This window comes from Rhizobium mulingense (genome assembly GCF_029194105.1).
Lineage (GTDB): Bacteria > Pseudomonadota > Alphaproteobacteria > Rhizobiales > Rhizobiaceae > Rhizobium > Rhizobium mulingense.
Map to the genome: position 1 here is coordinate 302,041 of NZ_JARFVE010000002.1, position 15,559 is coordinate 317,599.

9 protein-coding genes are annotated in these 15,559 nt (G+C 62.8%); 3 read left to right on the plus strand and 6 right to left on the minus strand.

Going from position 1 to position 15,559, the window contains the following annotated elements:
* The first annotated feature begins 100 nt into the window (after positions 1-100).
* Positions 101-3,898, plus strand: coding sequence for an ATP-binding protein (locus PYR71_RS01625; RefSeq protein ID WP_275617991.1), 3,798 nt, complete (start codon positions 101-103; stop codon positions 3,896-3,898).
* A 367-nt stretch (positions 3,899-4,265) separates the two neighbouring features.
* On the opposite strand, the gene PYR71_RS01630 is transcribed toward PYR71_RS01625, so the two are convergent.
* The gene (locus PYR71_RS01630; RefSeq protein ID WP_275617992.1) at positions 4,266-6,218 is read right to left on the minus strand and encodes an acetoacetate--CoA ligase; all 1,953 of its coding nucleotides are present in this window, start codon (positions 6,216-6,218) and stop codon (positions 4,266-4,268) included.
* Between the two features lie 234 nt (positions 6,219-6,452).
* On the opposite strand from PYR71_RS01630, the gene PYR71_RS01635 reads away from it, so the two are divergent.
* Complete coding sequence (locus PYR71_RS01635) at positions 6,453-8,345, plus strand: AsmA family protein (protein WP_275617993.1); 1,893 nt, start codon at positions 6,453-6,455, stop codon at positions 8,343-8,345.
* A gap of 1 nt (position 8,346) precedes the next feature.
* Here PYR71_RS01635 and PYR71_RS01640 read toward each other — a convergent pair whose 3' ends face one another.
* From PYR71_RS01640 to PYR71_RS01660, 5 genes are all read right to left on the minus strand, one after another.
* On the minus strand, positions 8,347-9,162 hold the full coding sequence (locus tag PYR71_RS01640; RefSeq protein ID WP_183914648.1) for an ABC transporter permease: 816 nt from the start codon (positions 9,160-9,162) through the stop codon (positions 8,347-8,349).
* A gap of 3 nt (positions 9,163-9,165) precedes the next feature.
* The gene (locus PYR71_RS01645) at positions 9,166-10,077 is read right to left on the minus strand and encodes an ABC transporter permease subunit (protein WP_275617994.1); all 912 of its coding nucleotides are present in this window, start codon (positions 10,075-10,077) and stop codon (positions 9,166-9,168) included.
* 4 nt (positions 10,078-10,081) lie between these two features.
* A complete protein-coding gene (locus tag PYR71_RS01650; protein ID WP_275617995.1) occupies positions 10,082-11,224 on the minus strand; it encodes an ABC transporter ATP-binding protein in 1,143 nt (380 codons plus the stop codon).
* Between the two features lie 202 nt (positions 11,225-11,426).
* Positions 11,427-12,524: a polyamine ABC transporter substrate-binding protein gene (locus PYR71_RS01655; RefSeq protein WP_183914642.1), complete on the minus strand. Its 1,098-nt coding sequence runs from the start codon at positions 12,522-12,524 to the stop codon at positions 11,427-11,429.
* A 124-nt stretch (positions 12,525-12,648) separates the two neighbouring features.
* Positions 12,649-14,058 (minus strand): helix-turn-helix domain-containing protein, encoded by a 1,410-nt coding sequence (locus PYR71_RS01660; protein ID WP_275617996.1) that lies wholly within the window; start codon positions 14,056-14,058, stop codon positions 12,649-12,651.
* A gap of 193 nt (positions 14,059-14,251) precedes the next feature.
* Here PYR71_RS01660 and aceA point away from each other — a divergent pair, with 193 nt between their 5' ends.
* Complete coding sequence (gene aceA, locus PYR71_RS01665; RefSeq protein WP_183914638.1) at positions 14,252-15,541, plus strand: isocitrate lyase; 1,290 nt, start codon at positions 14,252-14,254, stop codon at positions 15,539-15,541.
* Positions 15,542-15,559: the final 18 nt, after the last annotated feature.

Genomic DNA, 15,559 nt, shown 5'->3' on the forward strand with positions numbered 1-15,559 from the left:
CCCTGTGGGCCGAAACTACCCTGCTGTTCTGGACCGGCATGCGACCTGCAGTTATTAATAAGCCGTTAATTTAGAAGGCCGACAGCGACAAGGTTCGATCATGCCCGCAGTCCAATATCCGTTCATCGATATCGCCGTGCATGCACGGGTGCGGGAACGCTTTTCACGCGGCGAGGCGATGGTGCTGTTTTCGGCCGATCTTGCCCGGCTGCTCTGGGCAAACGGCGCGGGTGCCGAGCTTTTCGGTCATTCGGCGGTCTATGATCTGCTCGACCAAGGCGTCGACCGAACCGACATTACCTTCCGCCAGTTGGAGACAGCGGCGCGCCAGCTCGCCGATATTGGCGACAACCGCAGCCTGATGATCCGCGTCGCCAAAGGCTTCCAGCGCGCGCAGGTGCAGGCGGCGGCCGAACTGATCCGGCTTTCACAGGGCGAAAAAGCCATTTTGTTTTCGGTGCCGGTCTCGGCAAGGCCGCTTGCATCAGACGCCTCCGCCGCCCAGATGCTGCAGGGGCTCGACGATCCCGACACGCATATGGCCGTCATTGGCGCCAATGGCGAGGTCATCGCCGCCTCGCCGGGCTTTGCCTCGCTTGCCATCTCCGGCGAGACCGCCAAGACCCTGATCAATCTTGCCGGCGCGCATCCCGATCGATTGGTCAAGCGCCCGGTTGCTACCGGCCGGGGTTATCTCCCGGCCGCGGTCGGCAAGCTTAGCGACGAACCGCCGCTCAATCTGCTGTTTGCTGTGGAGACCGCGATCGGTCATCTCGACCCGGTCGATGCACCCGTGCTCGATCCAGTCGATGCACCCGTGCTCGACGCTGTCGATGCACCGTCGCGGGCGGCTGACGCGCCCGCGAGGGAAGCAAGCGTGCCGCCAGCCGAACTTCCCCCGGAAGAGCCGGTCGCAGCACCCGGCTTCACCGAAATCGTCGACGCGGTGTCTGATATCGAAGAGGTCGAGGAGACCCTCGAAGAGGTCGCCGTCGAAAGCGAACAGCCGGCAGAGGCGGCCGCCGCATCCGCCGACGAGACGACTGCGGAGATGCACCGGGGTGAAGACGCGGCGCCGAAAAACGACGAGGGCGTAATCGACAGCAGTGCTGATGAGGCTGACGCGCCTGCCGCGCTCGTCGACGAGGCTTCGGCCCATTCGGCTGATGAGACCGCGGAAACGAACGGGACGGCAGAACCGGCCGAAGCCAGCCAGACGCCCGCCGAAGAGACGCCGGCCATGGCCAATGAAGCGCCGGCCGCTGCCGCGCCTGCGATTTCCGACACGTCCCCTACCCCGGCGCTTGCACCGGAAGCCGGCTTCGTCTTCCGGCCGAACAGCCGCGCCACGCGCTTCGTCTGGAAAATCGATGCGGAAGGCCGGTTCAACGAGGTCAGCCACGAATTTGCCGAGGCCGTCGGTCCGCATGCATCCGCCATCATCGGCTCCGCCTTCAGCGATATCGCCGCTCTTTTCAACCTTGATCCGGAAGGCAAGCTGTCCGAGGCGCTCGCGCGCCGCGACACATGGTCGGGCAAGACGATCCTCTGGCCGGTCGAGGGCACCAGCCTCGTCGTTCCGGTCGATCTCGCGGCACTGCCGACCTATACCCGCAACCGCGACTTCGACGGTTTCCGCGGCTTCGGCGTCGTCAGGCTCTCCGACGCGCATGAGGATCCGCTGGCGCTTGGCCTGACGCTCGGCCCGGATGGCGTCGGCCATGGTGCGGCAAGCCTCGGCCCGATCGCCGAGCCTGTCGCCGAACCGGTGCCTGACATGCAAGCCGCGTCCGAGGAAGTTACGGCGGAACCGCCAGTGGCGGACGAGAACGGGATTGAGACGCCGGCAGTAGCCGCGCCGCAGGCCGAAGAGACGGTCCCGGAAGCGATTACCGGCGAAGAGACGAGAGTCGAGACACCCGCCCGGGAAAATGCTGCAGACGAACCGCCGGCGCTTCGCATCGTCGAAACACCCAATCGCCGTTTCACCGACAAGGTCGTTCAGCTTCACAGCACCGGCGCCGCACTGACGGCCGCCGAACAGGCGAATTTCCGGGAAATCGCCAAGCGCCTGGAAGCCTTCGGCGCCCTCAAGGAAGAGCCTGCCGCTCCGCCGTCGACGGACGCCGGCGCCACGGAGACAGCGGCTTTCGAAGCGAGCTTGGAACCGGAAACTTTCAAGGAAGAAGCACCGCTCGCCGATACGGCCGGCATGGCTTCGGCCGAGGAGCCGGCGCCGCAGGAAGCGATCTTCGAGAACGCGGCCGAGGCGCTGCGAGAAGAGCCTGAAGAGCCCGCCTCCATAGAAGAGGACGAGGCGACGGAAGGGCTCGAGGAGACGGTAAGCCAGATCGAGGTTCTCACAAGCTTCATCCCGCCGCGGGTCAAGATGACCGACGGGCTGTCGGCCGGAACGGTCGACCAGCTGCCTGTCGCGGTGCTCATCCATGTCGGCGACGCGCTGATACATGCCAATCCCGAATTCATGCGGCTGACGGGCTATGCCTCCCTCGATGCGCTGCGCGACGTGGGCGGCATCGAAGCGCTGCTGCAGCGCCGCGAACTCGAGGAAAATGCCACGGGCTCCGGCACCATGATGCTGGTCAAGGCCGACGACACGCTGACGCCGGTCACCGCGCGGCTGCAATCGGTGCGCTGGGAAGATGCCAACGCCCTGATGCTGGCGCTGATGCCGTTGGAAGGCAAGGAAGACGCCCGCGCTGATGCCGGCCGGTCCGAAGCCCGCCCCGAGCGGATGGTCGAGAAGGTGGCCAAGCTTCAGGTCGAAGTGGAGGAGTTGCGCTCGATCCTGGAAACGGCGACCGACGGTGTCGTCGTCATCGGAACGGAGGGCGACATCCGCTCAATGAACCGGTCGGCAAGCGCGCTTTTCAATTATGACGAACAGGAGACACGCGGCAAACCCTTCGTCATGCTGTTTGCCCATGAGAGCCAGAAAGCCGTTGTCGACTATCTGAACGGCCTCTCCGGCCATGGCGTCGCCAGCGTCCTGAACGACGGGCGCGAGGTGATCGGCCGCGAGGCCGCCGGCGGCTTCGTGCCACTGTTCATGACGATGGGCCGGCTCACCTCTTCGAATGGCTATTGCGCCGTCATCCGCGATATCACCCAATGGAAGCGCACCGAGGAAGAGTTGCGCAACGCCAAGGGGGCCGCCGAAACCGCCAATGCCCACAAGACCGATTTCCTCGCCCGCGTCAGCCACGAAATCCGCACGCCGCTTAACGCCATTATCGGCTTTTCCGATATGATGGCCGGCGAGCGTTTCGGTCCGATCGGCCATCCCCGCTATATCGAATATGCCAACGATATCGGCCGCTCCGGCCGGCACGTCCTCGACATCGTCAACGACCTGCTCGACATTTCGAAGATCGAGGCGGGCGAGATGGATCTCGATTTTGCCGCCGTCGGCCTCAACGAGGCGGTCTCGGAGGCCGTCGCCCTAGTCCAGCCGCAGGCGAATGGCCAGCGCGTCATCATCCGCACGGCGCTGTCGCATGCGGTGCCCGATGTCGTTGCCGATCTGCGCTCGATCAAACAGATCGCGCTCAACATCCTATCGAACGCCATCCGCTTCACCCCGTCGGGCGGGCAGATCGTCGTATCCACCTCCTACGAGGCGAATGGCAGCGTGGTGTTGCGGGTCCGCGATACCGGCATCGGCATGACGCGCGCCGAACTCGACCATGCGATGAAGCCCTTCCGGCAGGTCTCCTCGACCCAGTCGCGCCATCGTGGCGATGGCACCGGCCTCGGCCTGCCGCTGACCAAGGCAATGGTCGATGCCAATCGGGCGACATTCTCGATCAATTCGGCGCCCAACGAGGGCACACTCGTCGAGATCACCTTCCCGTCGCAACGGGTGCTGGCCGGCTGATCCCTATCAGCAGAGTTGAGCCTACAGCCGCTGCAAATTTCTGCGCGGCATGTCGTAAAAAAAGGGCAGCCCAGAGGCTGCCTTTGAATTTAGTGCTGTTCAACAAGAGCTCAGGCGATGAACGTCATGTTTCGTAAGCTCTGCTGCATAATTCCTTAAATCAGAATCGATTTGAGGGCAGATTATGCAGCAACTCAAAGTGCTACAGCGTCCTTACGCGTCGAAGACGCGGGCGCTATAGCGCTTCAGGCCGCCTCGTTCATGTGCGGCCCCTAAGTTATTTCACCTTTGACGAACCTTTCTTAACGAAAGGTTTCCATGACAAGGGATTGCTGAATGGTGAAAGCTTGTGGTTTACGATTCCTTATCAGTCCCTCAGTTCGCTTAAGCCTGCAAAGAGCCGCAGCGCCTCGGGATTGGCGAGCGCTTCCTGGTTTTTCACCGGCCGGCCATGCACGACCTCGCGCACCGCAAGCTCGACGATTTTGCCTGACTTGGTGCGGGGAATATCGGCAACCGCGATGACCTTCGCCGGCACATGGCGCGGCGAGGCGCCGGTGCGTATCCGTGTCTTGATCGCCTTGATCAGCTCCTCGTTCAGCGTCACGCCCGCTGCCAGGCGAACGAAAAGGATGACGCGCACGTCGTCCTCCCATTCCTGGCCGATGCACAGCGCCTCGGCCACCTCTTCCATCTGCTCGACCTGATTGTAGATTTCGGCCGTGCCGATGCGCACGCCGCCGGGATTGAGCGTCGCATCCGAGCGGCCGTGGATGATCAAGCCGCCATGTTCCGTCCATTCGGCGAAATCGCCGTGGCACCAGACGTTGTCGAACCGGTCGAAATAGGCGGCGCGATATTTGGCACCGTCGGGATCGTTCCAGAACATCACAGGCATCGAGGGGAATGCCTTGGTGCAGACGAGTTCGCCCTTTTCGCCGCGCACCGGCTTGCCGTCATCGTTCCAGACGTCGACGGCAAGGCCGAGGCCCGGCCCCTGGATCTCGCCACGCCAGACCGGCTGCAGCGGATTGCCGAGCACGAAACAGGAGACGATATCGGTGCCGCCGGAGATCGAGGCGAGCTGCACATCTGCCTTGATGCCCTCATAGACGAAGGTAAATCCTTCGGGCGACAGCGGCGAGCCGGTCGACGTCATCAGCCGCAGGCTGGAGAGATCGTGGCTTTGGCGCGGCGTCAGCCCGCTTTTGCGCACCGCATCGATATATTTCGCCGAAGTGCCGAAGATTGCGAATTTCTCGGCCTCGGCATAGTCGAACAGCACGTTGCCGTCGGGGGCAAAGGGCGATCCGTCGAACAAGCAGAGGGTGGCGCCGCTGGCAAGACCGCTGACCAGCCAGTTCCACATCATCCAGCCGCAGGTGGTGAAGTAGAAGAGCTTCTCGCCGGCCTTGAGGCCGCAATGCAGCCGCTGCTCCTTCAGGTGCTGCAACAGCGTGCCGCCGGCCGAATGGACGATGCATTTCGGCACGCCCGTCGTGCCGGAGGAAAAGAGGATGTAGAGCGGATGGGCGAAGGCGAGTTGGGCGAATTCAATCTCGCTCGCCTCATAGGGCGCAATGAAGGCTTCCAGCGTCGAAGCGCCAGGCGTTGCGAGCGCCACCGCCTCGGAATCGCCGGCATAGTGGACGACGATCGTCGGCACGCCCAGGCTTTTCGCCACCGCGGCGACCTTGGCGCCGACGTCCTGCAGCTTACCTGAATACCAATAGGCATCGCAGGCGATGAACAGCCTCGGGCCGATCTGGCCGAAACGGTCGAGCACGCCCTGTTCGCCGAAATCGGGGGAGCAGGACGACCAGATGGCGCCGATCGAAGCGGCCGCCAGCATGGCGGCGACGGCCTCCGGCATGTTCGGCATCATGGCGGCGATCCGGTCGCCTTCGCCGATACCCTGCGCCTTGAAGGCCTGCTGCAGCCTCGAGACCAGCGCGCGCAGCCGATCCCACGACCAGCGATCCGCAACCTTATCCTCGCCGCGGAAGAGGATGGCGTCGCCCTCGCCGCGGCCGGGCAGCAGGTTTTCGGCGAAGTTCAGCGTCGCATCGGGAAAGAAGCGGGCGCCGAGCATGCTGTCGCCGTCGATCAGCACTTCCGCGCCACGTTTTCCCTTCACGCCGCAGAAATCCCAGACGGTCGACCAGAATTTCTCCCGCTCGGCGACAGACCATGCATGCAGGTCCTCAAAGCCCGAAAGCGATAGCCCGAAGTCCGCGTTGCAGCGCGCCATGAAGGCATGGATCGGGCTTTTTGCGACGGCTACGTCCGATGGCACCCAAAGTGGTCTGTTGTCCTGCATTCAATCCTCCTCCCCAATCTTGTCTTTATATCATGCTGCATTGCATTATAAAGGGCGGAACCGGAGTGCATCCGACGCCCGGTGAAACAGGCCGGAAAGCGCAAACGATCTCAACGTCGATTCAAAATACCCGCGCACACGCGGCGTTGGTGGGATTTGCATCTGCCCGATATTTCCTATATCCGGCGAAATCAGCGCTTAACGGCTTAACCGGCTGAATGCCCGGCGGAGATCATGGGTACGTCAAGACATCGCAGGTGGCGCAGGAAGATCGGACCCGTTTCGCGCTGGCTGCCGGCCTTCGCGCGTGTTTCGACCGTGCTGCTGCTGATAGCGCTTGGGCTTTTCGTGGCGCTGAGGGTGGCCGCGCCCTATCTCATCACCACCGGTTTCGTGCGCTCCGGCATCGAGGACGCACTGTCTAAATGGACGGGCTATCAGGCCGAGATCGAAGGCGATCCGGTTCTCGAATTCTGGCCGACGCCACGCATCACGCTGAACGAGGTCACGATCCGCCAGCCGCGCGAAAGCGGCGACAAGCTGCTCGGCAGCATCGAAAGCCTGTCGGCCGATTTCAGCCTCATCGATGCGCTGAGAGGCCGGACGAGTTTCCACGAATTCCATCTGCTGCGTCCCAACCTGGCGCTGACTCGTGACGAAGAAGGCCTGATCGACTGGAGTTATGCCGGCCTGCTTGCCCGTGCGATCAGCGGCGTGCGCTATGAAAACGGAACCGAGGTGCTCGATCCGGCTCTCGATGCCGAGATCGGCGCGGTGACCGTCGAGGACGGTACGCTTGCCGTCACCGACATCGGGAGCGCCAAGACCTACCATTTCGACAGCGTCACGGCCGACATCGCCTGGCCGCGGCTCTCAGGCGCGATCTCGGCGGTCGTCATCGCCCGCATCAACGGCGAGGACCTGAAGGTCGATTTCGCCTCCCGCCAGCCGCTGCTCGCCTTTGCCGGCAAGAGCGCCGAGACGCGGACATCGCTGACGTCAAACCTGCTGACGGCGCGTTTCCAGGGAATTGCCAGCATCGCCCGCCTTTCGGCCGTTTCCGGCAATATCGCCGCCACTATTCCCGATGTGCCGGCGCTTCTCACATGGTCGGGCAAATCGATCCCCGGCATCGGGACGCTGAAAAGCGCATCGCTGGAATCCGACATCATGTCGTCGGGCAGCGGGCTGCGCTTCAACGATCTCAGCCTGTCGCTGAACGAGGCAAGCGCTACCGGCGTGATGGACCTTTCGACCGTGCCCGGCAAACGGCCGAAGATCGGCGGCACGCTTGCCTTCGACCAGATGAACCTCAAACCTTTCCTCGATGCCTTTGCGCTCAGGCTCGCCGCCGGCGAGGCAGAGGAAATCTCCAAAGGCGTGCGCGAACCGCTTCAGCTGCTTGACATCGACGTCAGGCTTTCGGCGCGGCGCGCGCAGATGGGTCTCTTCGAGCTTTCCGATGTCGGCGCCAGCATGATCGTGACTGGCGGCGAGGCGAAATTCGATATCGGCGACAGCGCCTTCGAAGGCGGCGAGCTGACCGCGCATCTGGAAGCGACGCAGCGTGATTTCGACGGCGGCGGCAAACTGCAGCTGTCGATCCGCGATGCCGACTTCGCCGCTCTTGCCGAGCGCCTGCAGCTCAAAGGGCCGCTGCCGCTTGCGACGGGATCGCTCGATCTCGACCTGCAGTCGCCAAAAGCGATCTGGACGACCGGCCTTGCCGACGTCACCGGCAGGCTGCACTTCTGGACGAAAGAGGGCACAATCCCCGGCATCGACGCCGCAGCGCTGCGGACCCAGGCCGCCGAAAAGCCGTTCTTTCCGCTGAGCGCGGCGGCGAACGGCGCCTTCGCCTTCAGCCGGCTGGATCTTCAGGCCGATTTCGCCAATGGTTCGGCCGAGATCCACGACGCCCATATCGCCGGACCTGCACAGACACTGACACTTTCCGGCGTCGTCACCTACCAGTCGAACGGGCTGGCGCTTTCAGGCTCGCTGGAGGCAACCGATCCGGCCAAGGCGGCCGAGCTGCCGCTTCTGCCGTTCTTCATCGGCGGCTCGTGGCCAAATCCGGTCATTTCGCCGGTTCCGGTGTTCGGCAATACGCCTCACGCGCAGTAAATCAGGCCCCGGCGGCGGCGCGCTCGTCTCGATCACGTTGGATTTCGCGGCGCTTGGTGATGATCGAGGCGCAGACGACGCCGACCGCGACGACGGCGATCAGAATGGTGCAGACGGCATTGATCTCCGGCGTCACCCCCAAACGAACTTGACTGTATATCTTCATCGGCAGCGTGGTTGCGCCCGGGCCGGAGGTGAAGCTTGCGATCACGAGGTCATCCAGCGACAGGGTGAACGCCAGGATCCAACCCGAAAACACTGCCGGCGAGATGATCGGCAGGGTGATTTCGAAGAAGGTGCGCACCGGCGGCGCCCCCAGATCCTGCGCCGCTTCCTCGATCGACTGATCGAAGCTTAGAAGCCGTGACTGCACGACGACGGCGACAAAGCACATGGTCAGCGTCGTATGCGCCAGCGTGATCGTCCAGAAGCCGCGGTCGAAGCCGATCGCCACGAAAAGCAGCAGCAGCGACAGGCCGGTGATGACCTCGGGCATGACGAGCGGCGCATAGACCATGCCCGAGAAAAGCATGCGGCCGCGAAAGCGGGTGTAACGCACCAGCGTCAGCGCCGCCATCGTGCCGAGCACGGTGGCGAAGGTGGCCGACAGCAGACCGACACGGATCGTCACCCAGGCGGCGTCTAGCAGGGACTGGTTCGACAGCAGCGAGACGTACCATTTGGTCGAGAAGCCGCCCCAGACGGTAACGAGCTTCGACTCGTTGAAGGAAAAGATCACCAGCAGCACGATCGGCAGATAGAGGAAGGCAAAGCCGAGCACGACGGAGATGACGTTGAAACGGGTCCATCGCAGCATGGTCTATCTCCCCCGCTCTTCGGCCTTGGCCTGTGCATTCTGAAAGAAGACGATCGGGATCACCAGGATCATGAGCAGGATGGTTGCGACCGCCGAGGAGACCGGCCAGTCGCGATTGGCATTGAACTCGTTCCAGAGCGTCTTGCCGATCATCAGCGTCTGCGACCCGCCGAGAAGATCGGGGATGACGAACTCGCCGACGGCGGGGATGAAGACCAGCATGCAGCCGGCCACCACACCGGGGATCGACAGCGGGAAAGTGACGCGCCAGAAGGCCCGGATTGGCGTGCAGCCGAGATCCTGGGCCGCCTCGATCAGCGTGCCGTCCATCTTTTCGAGCGCCGAGTAGAGCGGCAGCACCATGAAGGGCAGGTAGGAATAGACGATACCGATATAGACGGCCGTGGGCGTGTTGAGGATGATCAGCGGCGTGTCGATCATATGCAGCGACAGGAGGAACTGGTTCAGCAGGCCTTCGGGCTTCAGAATGGCAATCCAGGCATAGACGCGGATCAGGAAGCTCGTCCAGAATGGCAGGATGACGAGCATCAGCAGCGTCGGGCGGATCGTGCGCGGCGCCTGCGCCATGCCGTAGGCGATCGGATAGGCGATCAGCAGCATCAGGAATGTCGAGACCGCCGCGATGATCACGCTCGACAGATAGGCGTTGAAGTAGAGTGGGTCGTCGGTGAGATAGCCGTAATTGTCGAAGGAGAAGGTCGCGACCTTGCTCCAGAAACCGCCCCAGCCGTCGGCAAAGGAGAAGACCGGCTCATAGGGCGGTATGGCGATCGCCGTCGTTGACAGCGAGATGCGGAAGACGATGAAGAACGGCGCCAGAAAGAAGAGCAGCAGCCAGGCGTAGGGAATGACGATGACGAGGCGGTTATAGAAGGGTGATGCCAGCATTCCCATGATCTCAATCCTTCAGCAGCACGCCGCCGTCTTCATCGAAGGAGACCCAGACGTCCTGATCATAGGTGAAGGGGTCTTCGACGGAGCGCCGCGCGTTGAGGAAAGAGGCTCTGACAAATTTGCCGCTCGGCAGCTTGATGTGGAAGACGGTCATGTCGCCGAGATAGCCGATATCCCAGATCTCGCCCCTGGCCGCGTTGACCGACGCGTTCGCGGGGGCCGCGCGGCTGACGCGGATCTTCTCGGGGCGGATGGCAAAACCGGCCGTGCTGCCGATCGCCGGGGCACCTGCGGCAGCGATACGGATGGTGAAACCGCTGTCGACGGCGATCTCGGTTGCGCCGCTCCCCGATGTCGTCACCTTGCCGTCGAAGATGTTCACGTCGCCGATGAAATCCGCCACGAAGCGGGAATTCGGCGCCTCGTAGATTTCGGCCGGCGTCGCCACCTGCACGACCTTGCCGTGGCTCATGACGGCAATACGGTCCGCCATGGTCATCGCCTCTTCCTGGTCGTGGGTGACGACGACGAAGGTGAGGCCGAGGCTTTGCTGCAGGTCCATCAGCTCGAACTGGGTTTCCTCGCGCAGCTTCTTGTCGAGCGCGCCGAGGGGTTCGTCGAGCAGCAGCACTTTCGGGCGCTTGGCGAGCGATCGGGCGAGCGCCACGCGCTGACGCTGGCCGCCGGAGAGCTGGTTCGGCTTGCGCGACGCAAACTGCTCCAGCTTGACGAGCTTCAGCATCTGCGCAACGCGCTCGGCCATTTCGTCCTTCGGCATGCCGTCCTGCTTCAGGCCGAAGGCGATGTTCTTCTCGACGGTCATGTGCGGGAAAAGCGCGTAGGACTGGAACATCATATTGACCGGCCGCCGGTAGGGCGGCGTGCCGGCGAGATCGGTGCCATCGAGAACTATTTCGCCGGATGTCGGCTGCTCGAAGCCGGCGAGCATGCGCAGGAGCGTCGACTTGCCGCAGCCGGACGCGCCGAGCAGCGCGAAGAACTCGCGGTGATAGATGTTCAACGACAGGTCGTTGACAGCGGTAAAATCACCGAAGCGCTTGGTGACGTTCTTGAAGGCAATGAACGGTTTTGCGGACGGATCGGTCCAAGGCGCGAAAGCGCGGCGGATATTGCCTAAGGATTTCATATTATTCCCCGAAAATATGCGTATTCGGCCGGCCTCCACCTAGAGCATGATGCCGAAAAGTGTGAGCGGTTTTCGGACGACATCATGCTCTAACTCTTCAATCTGGAACAGGATTCAGATTTTAGGCCGACCGGCCTAAAATCATCCTGTTCTAGGCCGCAATTGAAAGGCCCGGACGTTGCCGTCCGGGCCTGGCATTGACTTACTGGCCGGTGACGACCTTCGTCCAGATCCGCGTCGCCGTGCGCTGGGTCTTCGGGTCCCACGGCTTGACGGTGAACAGGTTCTTCATCACCTCTTCGGTCGGATAGACCGCCGGATCGTTCAGCACGTCCTTGCTGACGAACTGCTGCGAAGCCTTGTTGCCGTTGGCATAGAAGGTGTGATCGCTCGCCTTGGCGATGACCTCGGGCTTCATCATGTAGTTCAGGAACTCATGCGCTTCGGCCACATGCTTGGCATCGGCGGGGATCGCCATCATGTCGAACCACATCTGGGCGCCCTGTACGGGGATCGAGTAGTTGACCTCGACGCCGTTCTTGGCTTCGGCCGCGCGGTCGCGGGCCTGCAGCATGTCGCCGGAATAGCCGAAGGCGATGCAGATATCGCCGTTGGCAAGGGCGTTGATATATTCGGACGAATGGAACTTGCGGATATAGGGGCGGACCGCCGTCAGCAATTCCTCGACCTTCTTGAAATCCTCGGCCTTGGTCGAGTTCGGATCGAGGCCGAGATAGCGCAGCGCCGTGGTCATGACGTCCTTCGGCGTGTCGAGCACGTAGATGCCGCAGTCCTTGAACTTTTGGGCGACCTTTGGATCGAAGATCACTTCGAGGCCGGGTTTGGCATCGGGACCCAGGATTTCAGCCACCTTTTTGACGTTGTAGCCGATGCCGTCGGTTCCCCACATGTAATCGACGGCATATTCATTGCCTGGATCGTATGCAGCGGTGCGCTGCTGGATCACGTCCCACATGTTGGAAAGGTTCGGCAGCTTCGACTTGTCGAGCTTCTGGAAGACGCCGGCCTGGATCTGGCGCTGCAGGAAGTCGGCGGTGGGAACGACGACATCATAACCGGTGCCGCCGGCAAGCAGCTTGGTTTCGACCGTCTCGTTCGAGTCGAAGGTGTCGTAGACGACCTTGATGCCGGTTTCCTTGGTGAAGTCGGTCAGGATGCTGTCGTCGATATAATCTGACCAGTTGTAGACGTTGACGACACGCTCCTGGGCAAAGGCCGGAGCGGCGGCAAAAAGCGCGGCGATGGCGGCGGCCGTCACACTTGCGATGGTTGACCTCATGACTTCTCCTGTTTGTTCAAAGCGTCCGCATCCCCGGACGTCTTTTCCCTCTGGTTTGGCCGCAGACTAAGAAGGAATTTCCAAGCCCACAAGCGCAAAAACTGCGCCCTCAACGATTTCACAATCACTGGAAGTCGAAGGCGCTGAGGCCTGCCACCATCTCGTCGAGCCCGAGCGGTCTCGTCACCGGCGGCTCGGCGCGGGAAAGGCAGCCGCGCCGCTCGCAAAGGCGACAGGCCGGGCCGATCGCGACCGGATCGACCGCCGTCATCTGCCCGTAGACCAAGCCGTCTGCAAGGGCGGCATCGCAGCCGATCAGGATCGCCGTGCGCCTGATCCTTTCGCCGAATTCGACGCTCGGCCCCTCCAGCGTGCGGGCGACCGTCAGGAAGGATGCTCCATCCGGCATGACCACCGTCTCGGCAAGAATCTGGCCCGGCTGCAGGAAGGCGGCGTGGATATTGAGCTTCGGACAGCCGCCGCCGAAACGGGCCTGCGGAAAACCCTGGGCGCCGCCTCGTCGCAGCCGGTGGCCGGCGGCATCGATCTCCATCATGAAGAAGGGGATGGCTGCCGCCCCCGGCCGCTGCAGCATGGCCAGACGCGTCGCGGCATGGCCAAATGAGACGCCGAAGCGGGCGCGCAGAATGTCGATGTCGTAGCGCGTCGTCTTGGCCGCCGCCAGGAAGGCCTCATAGGGCATGGCGAGCGCCAGGGCCGCGATGCGGGCCAGCTCGAAGCGAGCAATGCGGCGCGCCTCGGCGGAGGAGAGCGCGAGATCGTCGAGCTCGGCATTGATGGCCGGCAGCAAAGCGAGGTTGGCCGCCTCGACAGCGATCTCATGCGTACGGTCGGCCGGCGACAGGCGCTCGGAAATGAAAAGCCGCATCGAATGCCGGTCGAAACGGCGGCGCAGATCCGGCATGACATGCACCGGCAGGACGCGCACCGCAATGCCGCGCTCGGCGCGCAGCCAGTCCTTCAGCCCGGCGGCAAGGTCGGCGCCGCCGGGAAGCGTCGCGGCAAAGGTTTCCGCCGCCGTCTCGATCCGTCCGAAATAGGCCGATCTGCGCTCCAGCGTCTCGCGCAGCTCGTCGAGCGGCAACCGGCCGACGGCGACGGGTGCGTGCCCTTCGGCCGCCATCAGCGCCGTCAGGTCCGACAGCCGGGCGGCCTGTTCACGATAGGCGCGATAGAGCTTGATCATGCCGGCCGCGGCATTGGGTGCGGCCTCGGCCACTTCCACCAGTTCCTGGTCGCCGGGCAATTCGCCTGCAAGCAGCGGATCGGCAAAGACCTCCTTGAGCTGGCCGAGGCTGCCGCCGGTTTGACCGCGCAATTCCTCCAGATCGACCCTGTAGACGGCCGCGAGCTTTAAGAGCAGCTGCACCGTCAATGGCCGCTGGTTGCGCTCGATCAGGTTCAGGTAAGAGGGCGATATTTCGAGCGCCTCGGCCATGGCGGTCTGCGTCAGCGCCAGCGCATTGCGGATGCGCCGCAATTTCGGGCCTGCGAATATCTTCCGTTCCGCCATTGTCGCACCCTTTGACAGGCAAGCGGCGCCAAAGTTTACAAAACTTTACAAATTCACAGCGCCGCTCTGTCAATCTTCGTCATCTTAACCTCTTTCCGCCTAGGAAATCAAAGGTTTTTCTGGTCATTCCACGCGATATTGTCAATCTTGTCATCAACATCCCTGATATCGGATATTTAGTGAGGAGATCAGCATGACCGATTTTTACAAACTTGTTGCCAATGCACCGGCGGGCCGCTTCGACGGCATCGAAAGGCCTTACTCGGCCGCCGACGTGCAGCGGCTCAGAGGCTCGGTGGCGCTAACCCACACGCTCGCCGAAATGGGGGCGGACCGATTGTGGCGGCTGCTGCGCCAGGAGGATTTCGTCAATGCGCTCGGCGCCCTTTCCGGCAACCAGGCCATGCAGATGGTGCGCGCCGGGCTGAAGGCGATCTACCTCTCCGGCTGGCAGGTGGCGGCCGACGCCAATACGGCATCGGCGATGTATCCCGACCAGTCGCTCTATCCCGCCAATGCCGGGCCGGAGCTTGCCAAACGCATCAACCGCACCCTGCAGCGCGCCGATCAGATCGAGACAGCGGAAGGCAACGGGCTTTCCGTCGAAACCTGGTTCGCGCCGATCGTCGCCGATGCCGAAGCCGGCTTCGGCGGGCCGCTCAACGCCTTCGAGATCATGAAGGCCTATATCGAGGCGGGTGCCGCCGGCGTCCATTTCGAGGACCAGCTCGCCTCGGAAAAGAAATGCGGCCATCTCGGCGGCAAGGTGCTGATCCCGACGGCCGCCCATATCCGCAATCTCGACGCCGCACGGCTTGCCGCCGACGTCATGGGCGTGGCAACGCTGGTGATCGCCCGCACCGACGCGGAAGCGGCAAAGCTGCTGACCTCCGACATCGACGAGCGCGACCAGCCCTTCGTCGATTATGATGCCGGGCGAACGGTCGAGGGCTTCTACCAGGTCCGAAACGGCATCGAGCCGTGCATCGCCCGGGCCGTCGCCTATGCGCCGCATTGCGATCTGATCTGGTGCGAGACTTCCAAGCCGGATCTCGAGCAGGCGCGCCGTTTTGCCGAGGGCGTGCACAAGGTCCATCCCGGCAAGCTGCTTGCCTATAATTGCTCGCCTTCGTTCAACTGGAAGAAGAACCTCGATGAGGCGACGATCGCCAAGTTCCAGCGCGAACTCGGCGCGATGGGCTACAAGTTCCAGTTCATCACGCTCGCCGGCTTCCACCAGCTGAACTACGGCATGTACGAACTGGCGCGCGGCTACCGGCAGCGGCAGATGTCGGCCTATTCCGAGCTGCAGGAGGCGGAATTCGCCGCAGAGGACTACGGCTATACCGCCACCAAACATCAGCGCGAGGTCGGCACCGGCTATTTCGACGCCGTGTCGCTCGCCATCACCGGTGGCCGGTCGTCGACCACCGCCATGCACGATTCAACCGAACATGCGCAGTTCAAACCGGCTGCGGAATAACCTGAACAGGAGGACAGA